At 60.3% G+C, this 12,898-nt stretch carries 16 protein-coding genes; 7 read left to right on the forward strand and 9 right to left on the reverse strand.

The window, feature by feature from the left end:
- Positions 1-10 precede the first annotated feature (10 nt).
- Positions 11-961, forward strand: coding sequence for an HlyD family secretion protein (locus ACE2AA_RS10395; RefSeq protein ID WP_141301385.1), 951 nt, complete (start codon positions 11-13; stop codon positions 959-961).
- A gap of 277 nt (positions 962-1,238) precedes the next feature.
- On the opposite strand, the gene ACE2AA_RS10400 is transcribed toward ACE2AA_RS10395, so the two are convergent.
- Entirely contained in the window at positions 1,239-1,460 is a 222-nt protein-coding gene (locus ACE2AA_RS10400) for a hypothetical protein (protein WP_141301387.1), read from the reverse strand.
- 190 nt (positions 1,461-1,650) lie between these two features.
- On the opposite strand from ACE2AA_RS10400, the gene ACE2AA_RS10405 reads away from it, so the two are divergent.
- On the forward strand, positions 1,651-2,160 hold the full coding sequence (locus ACE2AA_RS10405) for a hypothetical protein (RefSeq protein WP_395369694.1): 510 nt from the start codon (positions 1,651-1,653) through the stop codon (positions 2,158-2,160).
- Between the two features lie 81 nt (positions 2,161-2,241).
- Here ACE2AA_RS10405 and ACE2AA_RS10410 read toward each other — a convergent pair whose 3' ends face one another.
- Both ACE2AA_RS10410 and ACE2AA_RS10415 read right to left on the reverse strand, forming a co-directional pair.
- Positions 2,242-2,760, reverse strand: a complete 519-nt coding sequence (locus tag ACE2AA_RS10410; RefSeq protein WP_141301389.1) for a nucleoside deaminase — start codon at positions 2,758-2,760, stop codon at positions 2,242-2,244.
- Between the two features lie 121 nt (positions 2,761-2,881).
- Positions 2,882-3,136: a hypothetical protein gene (locus ACE2AA_RS10415; protein ID WP_141301391.1), complete on the reverse strand. Its 255-nt coding sequence runs from the start codon at positions 3,134-3,136 to the stop codon at positions 2,882-2,884.
- 116 nt (positions 3,137-3,252) lie between these two features.
- Here ACE2AA_RS10415 and ACE2AA_RS10420 point away from each other — a divergent pair, with 116 nt between their 5' ends.
- Entirely contained in the window at positions 3,253-3,579 is a 327-nt protein-coding gene (locus ACE2AA_RS10420; RefSeq protein WP_395369696.1) for a helix-turn-helix transcriptional regulator, read from the forward strand.
- A gap of 83 nt (positions 3,580-3,662) precedes the next feature.
- Positions 3,663-3,974, forward strand: coding sequence for a hypothetical protein (locus ACE2AA_RS10425; RefSeq protein ID WP_141261309.1), 312 nt, complete (start codon positions 3,663-3,665; stop codon positions 3,972-3,974).
- Between the two features lie 12 nt (positions 3,975-3,986).
- Here the strand turns inward: ACE2AA_RS10425 and ACE2AA_RS10430 are convergent, their stop codons facing one another.
- The 3 genes from ACE2AA_RS10430 to ACE2AA_RS10440 form a co-directional block, all read right to left on the reverse strand.
- On the reverse strand, positions 3,987-4,709 hold the full coding sequence (locus ACE2AA_RS10430) for a M15 family metallopeptidase (protein WP_395369698.1): 723 nt from the start codon (positions 4,707-4,709) through the stop codon (positions 3,987-3,989).
- Between the two features lie 46 nt (positions 4,710-4,755).
- Positions 4,756-4,986: a DUF2171 domain-containing protein gene (locus ACE2AA_RS10435; RefSeq protein ID WP_141261310.1), complete on the reverse strand. Its 231-nt coding sequence runs from the start codon at positions 4,984-4,986 to the stop codon at positions 4,756-4,758.
- A gap of 199 nt (positions 4,987-5,185) precedes the next feature.
- Positions 5,186-5,653: a hypothetical protein gene (locus ACE2AA_RS10440; RefSeq protein ID WP_227001023.1), complete on the reverse strand. Its 468-nt coding sequence runs from the start codon at positions 5,651-5,653 to the stop codon at positions 5,186-5,188.
- A gap of 219 nt (positions 5,654-5,872) precedes the next feature.
- On the opposite strand from ACE2AA_RS10440, the gene ACE2AA_RS10445 reads away from it, so the two are divergent.
- Complete coding sequence (locus tag ACE2AA_RS10445; RefSeq protein ID WP_395369700.1) at positions 5,873-8,413, forward strand: excinuclease ABC subunit A; 2,541 nt, start codon at positions 5,873-5,875, stop codon at positions 8,411-8,413.
- Between the two features lie 79 nt (positions 8,414-8,492).
- Here ACE2AA_RS10445 and ACE2AA_RS10450 read toward each other — a convergent pair whose 3' ends face one another.
- Positions 8,493-9,893 carry a gluconate:H+ symporter gene (locus ACE2AA_RS10450; protein ID WP_141301399.1) on the reverse strand — a complete coding sequence of 467 codons (1,401 nt, stop codon included), beginning with the start codon at positions 9,891-9,893 and terminating at the stop codon, positions 8,493-8,495.
- A 271-nt stretch (positions 9,894-10,164) separates the two neighbouring features.
- Between ACE2AA_RS10450 and ACE2AA_RS10455 the strand changes: the two genes are divergently transcribed.
- Positions 10,165-10,338, forward strand: a complete 174-nt coding sequence (locus ACE2AA_RS10455; RefSeq protein WP_162851938.1) for a hypothetical protein — start codon at positions 10,165-10,167, stop codon at positions 10,336-10,338.
- Positions 10,339-10,386: 48 nt separating this feature from the next.
- Here the strand turns inward: ACE2AA_RS10455 and ACE2AA_RS10460 are convergent, their stop codons facing one another.
- The gene (locus ACE2AA_RS10460) at positions 10,387-10,926 is read right to left on the reverse strand and encodes a hypothetical protein (RefSeq protein ID WP_141301401.1); all 540 of its coding nucleotides are present in this window, start codon (positions 10,924-10,926) and stop codon (positions 10,387-10,389) included.
- Between the two features lie 390 nt (positions 10,927-11,316).
- Between ACE2AA_RS10460 and ACE2AA_RS10465 the strand changes: the two genes are divergently transcribed.
- Positions 11,317-12,144 carry a glycosyltransferase family 25 protein gene (locus tag ACE2AA_RS10465; protein ID WP_162515732.1) on the forward strand — a complete coding sequence of 276 codons (828 nt, stop codon included), beginning with the start codon at positions 11,317-11,319 and terminating at the stop codon, positions 12,142-12,144.
- A gap of 67 nt (positions 12,145-12,211) precedes the next feature.
- Here the strand turns inward: ACE2AA_RS10465 and ACE2AA_RS10470 are convergent, their stop codons facing one another.
- Positions 12,212-12,823, reverse strand: coding sequence for a hypothetical protein (locus tag ACE2AA_RS10470; protein WP_227001024.1), 612 nt, complete (start codon positions 12,821-12,823; stop codon positions 12,212-12,214).
- Positions 12,824-12,898: the final 75 nt, after the last annotated feature.

Here is a 12,898-nt window from a genome sequence, read left to right on the forward strand (position 1 = left end):
GAATCCTGACGTGTTCGCATATGCAAACCGCCTTGTGCGTCTGGCCGTTACCGCAACCATCCTGTTCGTCGCGGCCATCGTGGTCATTGTGCTGTGGGATTATTATACGGCGTCACCGTGGACACGGAATGGTCAGGTCCGTGCGCAGGTCGCCAATATCGCGCCGCGCATTTCAGGCCAGATCAATGAAGTCCGCGTGCATGACAACCAGTTCGTCCATAAGGGCGACGTGCTGTATGTCATCGACCCGTTCGATTTCAGGGTGAAGCTGGATATTGCTGATGCCGCCGTGAACGAACGCCGCGCGGACCTTGAATTCAAGACATCGCAGTACGAACGCCGCCAGAAGATTTCAGGCGTTGCCGTATCAGGCGAGGAAAAGCAGCAGTTCGAAGCCGTGGCACAGCAGGCAGAAGCCCAGTATGCGGCAGCGCTTGCGGACCTGAAACAGGCACGCATCAATCTGGAACGCACCGAGGTCCGCAGTTCGATCAATGGTTACGTCACCAACCTGACCATGCGCGCGGGTGACTACGCCAATGCGGGGCAGGTCAACATCCAGATCATCGATGCGGATTCCTACTGGGTGGACGGGTATTTCGAGGAAACGAAAATCCATTCCATCAAGGTAGGTGAACCGGTGCGACTGGACCTGATGGGATTCCATGAACCCCTGTTCGGCCATGTGGAAAGCATCACGCGCGGGATCGCCAGCAATAACGCCGCCACGTCCATACAGGGACTGCCGGCAGTAGACCCGGTCTATACATGGGTGCGGCTGGCGCAGCGTATCCCGGTGCGCGTGAAAATCGACAGCATCCCGTCCGGCCTTGTGCTGGCAGCGGGCATGACGGCCACTGTGACCGTGGTGTCGGAAGCAGGCAACCGCCGCCATATGTCGGTACGTGACGCGCTGCGCCATGTAGGCGATGACATGCAGCACCTTGCCGGGCACCGTTAAAAAACTGTTTGAAAATAATAAAAGTTTCTGGGTGTCGTCTTTTTTCAACAAGGCGACGTTCCCTGAAGCTTAAAAAAAAGCTTCAGCAAAAACTTCTTTCCCCGTCACCTTATCCACAGATTCAGGGGACGAATATCCGGGCAACCCTGTGGATAGAACCGTCGGGAACCGGGGATAAGGTGTGTGTTTTCCACGACTCGTTGAGAGTCGTATGAATTTTTTCTGATATCCCATCCGTTCGGCGCCCCGCACATTCAGGGTGACCGCCGCAGCATCGTCAGGCGCGCGGCGGCGGGGCATAGGGATCCCGCTTCCCCATATCCGGCGCCGGGACATGCCCCATGCGATGGGCACGGTACAGCAGGCCGTGACCCAGTTTTTCAATCAGGACACCACGGCGCTGCATGCGATCGTGGCTTATGGCATATCCGATTTCGCGCACGATCTGACCACGAAGCACCTGCAACCAGCCACGCAGGACAAGTTTCATCCGTGTCATATCGCGTGCACTCCCGTTCACCACCATGTCAGTCATTATTATCATGGCAGATAAGAGTTATCCGCATAACTTTCAAGATAAGTCAGATGGTCTAAAAGGTTATTTTTATTTAATCCATGTCATGACATGAAATGCATGGCCGTCCGTACCGGCCCCATTCATGACAAGGATGGTCCGAACCAGTCCTGCCATGGGGGATATCTTGCGTTACCTGTTCCTGTTTCTTGCCCTTATGTGCGGATATTGCAGCACCACGGTCGCCCAGACAGCCCCGTCACAGGTCATCAGCACGCTGTTTGCCGACAAGCTGACCATGATGGACCTCGGCCTGATCCGCGCCGAACGCGCCATGCAGCATGAAATCGACAGCCTGCCCGACAGCTATGACAGCGAGATGATGCCCGTCGCCGATTTCGACCCCCGTCGTAACACCATACTGGTGGGCATATGGTATCAGGACCATGATACCTTCAATCGCGGGCAGTGCGACAAACTGCTGGAAACAATCAAGAAATCCTTTGGTAACCAGCCCACGACCATCGTTGCGTCATGGTTCCGCCATCATGGCTATACCTCGCTACGGGATGCGGGACAGTTCTATATCGGGCTGCGCAATATCATCTGGCTGGTGGTGACTGACGGGGACCGGGCCTGTTCCTATTCCATGGCCAACGGGCAGACCACAACCAGCGGATTCTGAACTTAAGGAATTTTTTGGTGAAGCTTTTTTCAAAAAGGCGGCTCCCAAAAACTTTTACCTTTTTGTCTTCAGATACATCTCTCAGACGGCAGGTTCATTCTTTCCCCGCCAGAACGTACGCTGCAGTTCCGCCGCTTCGTCTTCCAGCAGGGGACCAATGACCGCGACCGACCGCTGACCCGCCGCAAATACGGTGCGACAGGGCAGATCAAGCGTCGGGTTTTCGGGGTGATTGCCCGTTATGTCCTTCAGGCTGGCCTCGCTCTGACCATAGACCACGCGGCCGATCCCACTCCAGTACACCGCACCCGCACACATCGCACAGGGTTCGGCGGATGTGTACATGGTGTACGACGCCAGTTCGTCCGGCGCATGGGCTTTTGATGCCCGCGTGGCCAGCAGGCGTTCGGCATGGGCGGTCATGTCACCACCTTCCGCCGTGTATCCATTGCCCTGTTCCATCACTACATTACCCTGCGCATCGACCAGCACGCAGCCAAAGGGATGGTCGCCCCCCTGCCGCGCACGCTCCGCCACGGCAAAGGACTGCCGCAGGAAATGTTCGTGATCCAGATCGGGCAGGCAGGTTGGTTGGGTCATTCCACATCCATGAAAAAGGGTTCCCTTAGCTTGTGCCGGTTCCCGATTTCATTTTCAAACGGAAATATTCAGCCCCGTCTCCTGTAATCCGGCTTCACCCACGGCACTCATCAGACTGGGATCAGTCCCTGTCCTGTGGGTGCGCCATTGCCATGCGGACCGTTTCCATTTCGTCATCCAGATAGCCAAGGATATCCACCCCGTCATACGCACCGTCAAAACGATCAGACGCCAGTTCGACCCGGATGGCAGCCAGACGGTTCAGACGATGCTGGAGCTGCGTGACGTAAGGCGCGACCCAGGCGGGTTCCTCGGGTTCGAATCGGGCATCGATATCAGCCTGGTTACAGCCTGCGGGCAGATAGGGATCGTGCATTACGGTTCCTTGCATGTGTATGAAAAAGATACACAAACATCTCGCAGGCACGATTACATTTCTTTCCCCTGCATTATTCCCTTGCTGCATGTGTGTATTTTTAGCACAAATATCGTATGAAAAATGCACACGAAATCACGCAGAGCGCACAGACCCCGTCCACACCCCGTCGCACACGCCCGCCACGGCTGGACTGGGCTGCCATTGCTCCATCCGTCGCACAGTTACGCAGGCAGGGCTACTCCGCCCGTGAAACCGCGCGCAGGCTGGGCCTGAACATCAAGACACTGGAGGCCCACCTGCGCCGACACCGCATCCGCCACGCCATACCCATGGACCGTCCGGATCAGGTCCGCCGCACGTGCCTGAACTGCGATACCGCCTTTGTCGCGGATGGCCGTTTCCTGCGCCTGTGCCCGGACTGCCGGACCATGTTCAGCTAACGGCGGCTCACATTTATGTGCAACCGGAACCCGCCCACCGCTTTCACACTTGAGGAAACATCATACCAGGCAGGGATCCGCACATGGATACGCATACGTCTTCACTACCGACATCACCGAATACAGCCCAAGCATCGACCCATATCCAGTTCCGCCTGTCCCTGCATCATGACCGTCCCGCACGCCCGGCCCGACGTAGCATGCGTTCCCTGACCGCACTGGGCCTGGCGCTGGTCCTGGCCAGCACGGGATTAAGCGCGTGCAAGCGCCACCATGAAACCACGGGCGAGAAAATAGATCATTTCGGGGACAAGATGCAGGATACGTTTGATCCGCCAAAGGGACCGGCGGAAAAGGCCGGGCGCTCGATTGACCGCACGATCCATAACGACTGATGTCCGACGCGGTCAGGGCGTGGTATCGCGCCCGATCGCATCAAACGGCAGGTCCATGACCGGGTAATCCTGCCAGTCCACATAATCGAAATGCCACCATTCCTCAGCCAGTGGCAGGAAACCGCTGGCCGCCATGATACGGCCCAGCAGGTCACGCAGGGCCCGGGCCCCCTTATTACCTCCCGCATAGGCCACATAGGCACGCGACGTCATTTCATCAAAACCCGACGGCATGGAGACAACCCGCCCTGTTGCCAGATCCCACAGGGTCAGATCCACGGCGCATCCACGATTGTGGCGGGAGCCGATGGCGGGGTCACCGACGAATTCGTACAGATCCTGCGGCACCGCCTGACGGAACAGGTAACTGACATGCCATGGACGATAGGCATCGTAAACCAGAAGACCATAGCCATGCCGTGCAGCAAGTGCGCGTGCGTGTGACAGGGCGTGCGCCGCCGGACGCTGCAGGAATGCCCGTGGCGTGGGATAGACAGGAAAGCCCAGGAAATTCCGCGCCGTGGCATAACGTATATCCAGCGCAATCGCCGGATCGACCTGAGTTATGTCAACCAGGTCGGCAGCCCGGGACGTGGGCGCGAACCCCGGCATACGCGCCGCCCGTGCATGGGCCAGCAGCACATCGGGCGCGTACTGCAATGGCACGCGGAATGCATCTTCATCCGGTGGCCCGTCGGCAACCGGCCCGGCCTGCCACTGGCGTTCATGCGACATGACTGGCGTTTTCCATTACGTCACCGGGCATTGCATGATGCCCCATTCAGGCGGGTGGGGTATAGGACTGCACATCTTCCAGCGTGTGGCCGAGCAGGATCTTGCCGCCATCAGTGGACTGTACCCATGATACGGGAATGGTGAAGGTACTTTCCGCCGGGCCATCAACCGTAATCTGGATGGTCGCATCGGGGTTGACCGCTGTCAGCGTGCCCATACGGCCCGAACCTGTCGCGAACACATCCTGGCCCAGCATGGACTGCGTTACATCTGTCATGAATTTCCCTTCCCTGCGCGACATGAAAGTCGCGCCACCCTGTCGGCCTGAACCCCGCCATCATTACAGGATCATCCGGTCACGGGGCCGCCCGGGTACACGGGCCGGCAGACAGATTGCGATTGATGCCGCCATGGACATGGCGCTACCGGATTCATGCCCCGCATAACACACGCCGGGGGCACAAGTTGCCCAGCCCTCAGTTCACGCCAAACTGCTTGCGCTGGGACATGACCTTATTCAGGCGTTCGTTATAGCTATGGTAGGTACCACGGGGCACGCAACCCATTTCCTCCAGATCCTCAAGCTTGATGCTGTCATTCAGCCACGAATTGACTTCATTGAACTCGACTTTCTGCGGCACGTCGCGGCCACTGAACACCACCGGGTCATCCTGACCCTGCACATAGCCAAACTTCATGAATACCCCGCCAGCAGCGGACGCGTTGTGCGGGGCCATTTCGCCACACACCACCGATGTCGCATCCATGGGATGCACCGTGACATTGCGGAATGTTACCCCGTGCGGGTCAGGCTGCGTGGCCGCGACGTGACGCTCCGCCTCGGCAATGACGGAAGCCGTTTCCCCATGCCGGCCACCGCCCACCGCATGGGCCGCCCCGGAAAACAGGCATATGGATACGCCCAGTATGATGAACCTTTTCATGCTTCCGCCTGCCTGATCGTCTATATCTGTCATTATCCAATCTTTCTGATGCGCTGCCCTGTTCCATCGGTCAAGCGGGTGGTCTGTTATCGGATCATATGTAATTATATAACGTGCGATAATAGTATTAAGCTGCGCCAGACAAAATCTGACAGACGCGTTATAACGAGGGGGCACAGACGCACCGCCGCAACCGGTACATTGCACGAAGGCCCTTCCATGTCGCAGCGCCCCATTTCAAGTCCCGCCCCCGATCCACACAACCGCGCGGATTTCGTGCATGTCCGGGGGGCGCGCGAACACAACCTGAAAGATGTGAACGTGGACATGCCGCGCGACCGGCTGGTGGTGTTCACCGGAGTTTCGGGATCGGGTAAATCATCCCTCGCCTTTGGGACGCTGTATGCAGAAGCGCAGCGACGGTATCTGGAATCCGTCTCCCCCTACGCACGACGGCTGTTCCGACAGATGCCGGTGCCTGACGTGACCGCGATCGAGGGCCTGCCACCAGCCATCGCCCTGCAGCAGCAGCGCGGCACTGGCACCGGGCGATCTTCGGTCGGCAGCATCACCACGCTGTCGAACCTGCTGCGCATGCTGTATTCCCGCGCAGGACATTATCCCGCTGGCATGAAGCGGCTGGAAGCGGAATCCTTTTCCGTCAACACCCCCATGGGCGCGTGCCCGCAATGCCACGGGCAGGGCCGGATCATGGACACCACAAACGCCCTGCTGGTGCCCGATGACAGCCTGTCCATCCGCCAGCGCGCCGTGGCCGCGTGGCCCACCGCATGGCAGGGGCAGAACCTGCGTGACATCCTGATTACCAAGGGCGTGGACGTGGACTGCCCCTGGCGCGACCTGCCACAGAAAACGCGCGACTGGATCCTCTATACCGAGGAAACGCCGACTTTTCCCGTCTATCCCGGCCTGGACCACGCGGGCGTGCAGCGTGCGATCCGCGACCATGTGCCACCATCCTATAACGGCACGTTCACCGGCGCGCGACGGTACGTGCTGCATACCTTCGCCACATCACAGAGTGCGAACATGCGCCGGCGGGCCGAACGCTTCCTGACCGCCACCCCATGTCCCACCTGTCATGGGCAGCGCCTTAACCCCGATGCTCTGCGCGTCACGCTGGCCGGATTGAACATTGCGCAGATGACACAGCAGACCCTGTCTAGCATTGCGCGTACCCTTGCTCCGCTGGCCGAAGGCACACAGGTGCTGGATGATACGCCGCAGGCAGGCGACGCCACCGCCATCGCCGCCCGCCGCATGGCTGCCGACCTGATTGGCCGCATCGGCGTGCTGGAACATCTGGGGCTGGGGTACCTGCAGGCCGACCGGTCGGTCACCACCCTGTCACCGGGGGAATACCAGCGGCTGCGGCTGGGGACACAGATCCGGTCCAACCTGTTTGGCGTGGTGTATGTGCTCGACGAACCTTCCAGCGGATTGCACCCGGCGGATGCCCATAACCTGCTGGATGCGCTGGAAGGGCTGAAGGCAGCGGGCAACTCGCTGTTTATCGTTGAACATAACCTCTACCTGATCCGCCGCGCGGACTGGATTGTCGATGTCGGTCCCGATGCGGGCACGCGTGGGGGCGAGGTGCTGTACAGCGGTCCGCCCGATGGCCTGCGTGACGTGCCGCGCTCGCGCACCGCGCCCTACCTGTTCGCCAGTGACGCGCCCATCGCAGGCATACCGCGTGCACCGAAGGGGTGGCTGAAACTGGGTGGGATTACGTGGAACAACCTCCATAGCCTGAGTGTTGATATCCCGCTGGGCACGTTCGTGACCGTTACCGGCCTGTCCGGGTCAGGCAAATCCAGTCTGGTCAGTCAGGCCATGCCCGCCATTGTCGCCCATGCGCTGGGACAGAAACTGGCGCAGGATATGGACGGCGAAAATATCGAGGATATGCCCATCGGTACACCGCAGGGGCACGTCACCGCCGGAGCCAGCCAGATCAAACGGCTGGTCATGATTGACCAGAAGCCGATCGGCCGCACACCGCGTTCCAACCTTGCGACCTATACCGGCCTGTTTGACACGATACGGCAGATGTATGCCGCAACCGATCTGGCCAAATCCCGCAGTTACGACGCGGGCCGTTTTTCCTTCAACCTGCCCAAGGGCCGCTGCCCCACCTGCGAGGGCGCTGGATCGGTCATGGTGGAACTGCTGTTCCTGCCCAGTGTCTATTCTCCCTGCCCCACCTGTCACGGCACGCGCTATCAGGCAGATGTGCTGGAAGTCACGATATGCGGGAAATCCATTGCCGATGTCCTGAACATGACAGTGGATGACGCGGCCACGTTCTTTGCCGGCACGCCTTCACTGGCCAACGCGCTGGGCACCTTGCAGCAGGGCGGTCTGGGCTACCTGCGGCTGGGACAGCCCGCAACCGAGCTTTCGGGGGGGGAGGCGCAGCGCATCAAGCTTGCGACCGAACTGCAGAAGCAGCGCCGGGGCCACACGCTATATATCCTGGATGAACCGACCACCGGCCTGCATCCGGCGGATGTGGACCGGCTGCAGACCCATCTGCAATCGCTGGTCGATGGTGGCCATACCGTGGTGGTGGCTGAACATGACATGCGGGTCGCCGCACGCGGGGACTGGGTGATCGACATGGGACCGGGCGCGGGGAATGCGGGCGGCAAGATCGTCGCCGCAGGCACACCCCATGATGTCGCCCGCGCATCCCACAGCCGCACCGCACCGTTCCTGCTGCCACTGACGGGCTGAAAACCATAAGAAGTCCTTGGTGAACCTTTTTTCAAAAAGCTTCGAAGAACACCACCTTTTTGAAAAAAGGCGGCACCTTTCAGACTGGCATTACTGCCCACATCGCGGCGACACCCGCAAAAACCAGCAGGGCCGCGATCAGTGTCATGATGCTCCAGCTCCGCAGTCCTTCGCGCACACTTACGCCGCACATGCGGGTCACGATCCAGAACCCCGCATCATTGACATGCGACAGCGCCATGCCGCCTGCCCCCATGGCCAGCGCCACAAGGGCCAGATGCGTCTGGTCCAGATGCAGCCGCCCGATCATGGGACCAAGGATACCCGCCGTGGTCATCAGCGCCACCGTCGTCGGCCCCTGCGCCACGCGCAGGATCATGGTCAGGACAAAGGCCAGCACCAGCAGCGGCAGGCCACTTGCCGCCAGCAGGCCACCCAGCGCATCACCCACGCCGCTACCCACCAGCACCTGCGCGAACGCGCCACCCGCGCCGGTAATCAGGATGATGATGGCCGTTCCCGGCAGGGCAGCGGCCACCACGTCGGACACGGTCGCCAGCGCCAGCCCGCGCCGCAGCCCCAGCAGCCACGCGCACAGCATGACATCCAGCCCAAGGGCGACAAAAGGAATGCCCGCAAAAACCAGAACCGAGCGCAGGCAACCCTGCTGCATGAGTTCCCCCGCCAGCGTACCCGTCACCATCAGCATGACCGGCACGGCAATGACCGCGACGATTTCCCCCATGCCGACCGGCCGGTGCTGGCCTGCCTGCATGAACAGGCGGGCAGGTTCATCCGCCGCACCATGGCCCTGGGCCGCATCGCGTGCTTCATCCACCACGGCGCGGATATCGGGCGCACAGCCGAAGGCCTGCGTCATGATCGGGCGCGTCAGCACATAGGTCAGCACGGTCACTACCGCCGCCAGCGGCAGGCCAAGCAGCAGCATGTGCCCCGCCCCCACACCGAGTGCCGCCGCCACCGCCACGGCACCGGGATGAGGCGGCAGCAGCGCATGCACCGTCAGCATGGTCACCGCCATGGGAATGCCAAAGACCGCAGGTGGCCGCCCCGTCTGCCGCGCCATGCCATAGACCAGCGGCATGAGCATGATGACGCCGACTTCGAAAAACACCGGAATTCCGACCCCGAAGGCGGAAATGACCAGCGCCAGGGGCACATGGGCGGCCCCCACCCGGCGCACCAGTCCCTGCGCCACGACAGCGGCCCCGCCCGAAAGGTCAATCATCCGCCCGATCATGGCCCCGAGGGCCACGATAATGGCAATATGGCCCATGGTGCGACCCATGCTGCCCTGAACCGCATCAGCCAGCTTTGCCACCGGCATGCCGGTCAGCAACGCCACCCCCACCGCGACAATCAGCAGGGCCACAAAAGGATGCAGCCTCAGCCGCAGGATCAGCAACAGCAGGACGGCAATGGAACCAATGCCGATCAGAATCAGCGCAAGCGGAGTCATGCAGGGAATCCCGGACGTAAGGGCGGCCTGTCTCAGATGGCCAAACGGATCTTATCGGGCATCCCGACACGGCCCGCAACGCCGCCACGCATGAAAAGCATGCCCAACAGAAAAAGTGGCGGGAAACCGGTATTTTTCAGGTGATTGTCATGCCCCTTGCAAATAGGGGGAATTTTCATGCTTGACAGGTTTCAATCCTGTCTGCATTACGCGCCACCGGTCACGAACCGCAGTCGCTTTTTTGGGGCCAGAGCGCCCCGGGACGCATGCCATGACAACCATGATCAATACGCCACTGCCCTCCACACGCAGCGTTCATACGCGTCGTGCCATGGACCATGCGAAAGGCATCATGCGCGAGATGTGGATCGTGCCCATGGTCGTCATGGGCAGCGTCCTGTGCGGTGGGGTGGTGACCGTGCTGTCGCACCTGCTTGGCCATTAAGCCACGTCCGCCCCGGAACGCAGGTTCAGGGGCGGGGTCCGGACGCCCCTAGCGGGAAGCCGAACGTTCGTTGCCCGTGCGGTGCCGTTCGACCCTGTGCGGCACGGGTTCCGCCAGCCAGTGGATACGGGCGTTGCGCAGTTCGAAATTGCGCTGTCCCTGTACTCCCATATCCCCGAACGGGTCGTATACCACACCGCTGACCTCGGCCTGACACTGTACATTCCTGCCGGTATCGCCACAGATCTGCTGGGCCTTGCGAAAGGAGGATTCCTCCATCGTCGGGCCATCAAGCGGCACCGCCCCGTTCCAGTCCACCTGCCCCGGCAGGTCGGCAATGCGGAAGGCCGCGCAATCCGCCCCGCCTGAATTGGCGGAGGTAATGTAACACCCCTCGACCTGCACCAGCTTGCCCACATACTGGGCCGCCTGCGTCTGGAACGCCGCCACGTCCAGTGTGGCCACCGGTGCCGGGGCTGCTTCATGGCGTGCCTTCGCATCCCGTGCCGCGGCCGGGCCGGGGGCCGTTACTGCCGCGATAATGGCCAGCCCGCCCGCCAGTACGCCAAGATGAAAACGTCGCCTCATCACGTCCTGTCTTCCTTTTCATGTGGGTCAGCCTGCGCTGACAATCCGGAAGGGAAGAGTGTTTGCCATACACACCGTCATTGTCACCACGGCACAGCGTGCGGGCTGCCATGCACGCACAACCGGCTGGTTTCCCCAACCGTACGCAGGCGCCCGCCTGCCCGTCACCAGCCCTGCGTTGCGTGGCGGCAGGCATCACGTCCGTCACTGTCCTGCCCGCAATGGGAATGATGCATGCGGGTCTGCGGATAAATCGACGATATATCCCTATCCTTATAATGATGAGGTCGTTAACGTATGCCCCGATCTGTTCCTGCATGTGGTTTACACAATAATATTTCATGAAATAAAAAATGAATAAAAAATAAAATGAAACCACAACCAAAATATATGAAACGTAATTTCCCGGAAATTCTTGTAATCAGCCTGTCATGCGCTATAGAACGTCGGAATACACTGACACGGCAACTTACCGCATTCGGTCTTGATTTCGATTTTCTGGACGCGGTTGATGCCCATGACCTGACCGATCATGATTACGAAATCTATAACAGGCGCAGACGCCGGATTTTCATGGGCAAGGATCTGTACCCGGGAGAAATAGCCTGCATGCTGTCGCACAGGCAGGCCCTGCAGCGGATCGCAACCATGGACAGGCCATGGATCGTGCTGGAAGATGACGTCCTGCTTTCCCCCGACTGGCCCTATGTCGTGCACGCCCTGATGACGCGACAGGATGAATGGGAATTCGTGCGTTTTTTTGGCGACGGAAAACATGCCACCCGCCTGCAGCGCAAACTTGTGCCGCTGGGGCGTGATTACTGGCTGACCCGTATGTCCACGTCACCCGGGGGTGCCCATGCCTACCTGATTACCCCGTCTGGCGCGCGCAGGATCCTGCGTTGCCTGCACTACACGGCCACGCCAATCGACACATTGATGGGCCAGCCATGGAAAACCGGGCTTGGCGCCCTGAGCGTCTGGCCCGGACTGGCGCGGGAGAACGGGAAATTCCCGTCCTATATAGGCAATGCCCGCTTTGCCAGCGCTCCCACCACGACAGGACTGGAACGCACGCTGTATTTTGCGGCCAATCCCGGCCTGCGGCTGGTGGAAAACATACTCAAGCGCGGGTTCTATTACAGCCACGCGCCATCCGATCACTGGCACAGGTACCGCGTGCAGGCGGCATGCCCCCCTGCACCCGTACGGACCTGACCGGCTTCATGTACATCAGCTCTGGTACAAGCCGTCCTTACCCGGATAGCCACACGCATTCACGCCCCTAAAACGGGGAAGCCTTCTGTCCCGCACCCTGGCCCAGATTGGCGAAATGCTGGGTTTCGGCACAGCCACGAAAACGGTCCAGAACGGGAATGCTGCCCGCCAGGTTGACGCTCAGCGTCGTGCGGCTACCAAATTTCACCACCGCCATATGCGATGTCGCCATGGCGTCCAGCAGATGGGTCAGGTCATCGGCGCGGATGTCGGCAGCCAGGGTCGTGGCGTCATTGGCCTGCATGTGAAACACACGGGTATAGGCACCTACGGTGACCGTCATGTCGCCCTTTTCACCGTTGGCCAGCGTCCAGTGGTCATCCGCGCTGCGCACCTGTAGCGAATCGGCATCGGCGCGGAACATCAGGATCTCGCTTTCCGACCCGGCAATGCACAGGTCGGTATGCACGCCCGCATCGGGCGTATGATGAATGGCGACCCAGCCACCGGCACGTTCATCCACCAGCATCCGCGATGGGCTGGGGCTGCTGTTTTCATCTTCGGGCTGCATGGCCACGGGCACGGCACGGGGCCGTTCATCGTACGACTGCGCCAGCGCAATCCCCGGCAGGGAGATCAGTGCCATACAGCCCAGAAGAAAGTTCTGTTTCCTGCTCACTTTGCGACAATCCCATTGCAACAAGGACCGACGAATCGGGGTAATGGATAATTCCAGCATCACTGTGACGTGATT

It is taken from the genome of Komagataeibacter diospyri (assembly GCF_043995075.1).
In the GTDB taxonomy this organism is placed as follows: Bacteria; Pseudomonadota; Alphaproteobacteria; order Acetobacterales; family Acetobacteraceae; genus Komagataeibacter; species Komagataeibacter diospyri.

Coding starts and splice junctions, on each gene's coding strand:
- ACE2AA_RS10400 (WP_141301387.1), bottom strand. CDS start 1,460: ATGACACGGATGAAACTTGTCCTGCGTGGCTGGTTGCAGGTGCTTCGT.
- ACE2AA_RS10465 (WP_162515732.1), top strand. CDS start 11,317: ATGAAACGTAATTTCCCGGAAATTCTTGTAATCAGCCTGTCATGCGCT.
- ACE2AA_RS10440 (WP_227001023.1), bottom strand. CDS start 5,653: ATGAAAAGGTTCATCATACTGGGCGTATCCATATGCCTGTTTTCCGGG.
- ACE2AA_RS10435 (WP_141261310.1), bottom strand. CDS start 4,986: ATGACAGATGTAACGCAGTCCATGCTGGGCCAGGATGTGTTCGCGACA.
- ACE2AA_RS10415 (WP_141301391.1), bottom strand. CDS start 3,136: ATGCACGATCCCTATCTGCCCGCAGGCTGTAACCAGGCTGATATCGAT.
- ACE2AA_RS10405 (WP_395369694.1), top strand. CDS start 1,651: ATGGGGGATATCTTGCGTTACCTGTTCCTGTTTCTTGCCCTTATGTGC.
- ACE2AA_RS10430 (WP_395369698.1), bottom strand. CDS start 4,709: ATGTCGCATGAACGCCAGTGGCAGGCCGGGCCGGTTGCCGACGGGCCA.
- ACE2AA_RS10450 (WP_141301399.1), bottom strand. CDS start 9,893: ATGACTCCGCTTGCGCTGATTCTGATCGGCATTGGTTCCATTGCCGTC.
- ACE2AA_RS10425 (WP_141261309.1), top strand. CDS start 3,663: ATGGATACGCATACGTCTTCACTACCGACATCACCGAATACAGCCCAA.
- ACE2AA_RS10455 (WP_162851938.1), top strand. CDS start 10,165: ATGACAACCATGATCAATACGCCACTGCCCTCCACACGCAGCGTTCAT.
- ACE2AA_RS10460 (WP_141301401.1), bottom strand. CDS start 10,926: ATGAGGCGACGTTTTCATCTTGGCGTACTGGCGGGCGGGCTGGCCATT.
- ACE2AA_RS10445 (WP_395369700.1), top strand. CDS start 5,873: ATGTCGCAGCGCCCCATTTCAAGTCCCGCCCCCGATCCACACAACCGC.
- ACE2AA_RS10410 (WP_141301389.1), bottom strand. CDS start 2,760: ATGACCCAACCAACCTGCCTGCCCGATCTGGATCACGAACATTTCCTG.
- ACE2AA_RS10420 (WP_395369696.1), top strand. CDS start 3,253: ATGAAAAATGCACACGAAATCACGCAGAGCGCACAGACCCCGTCCACA.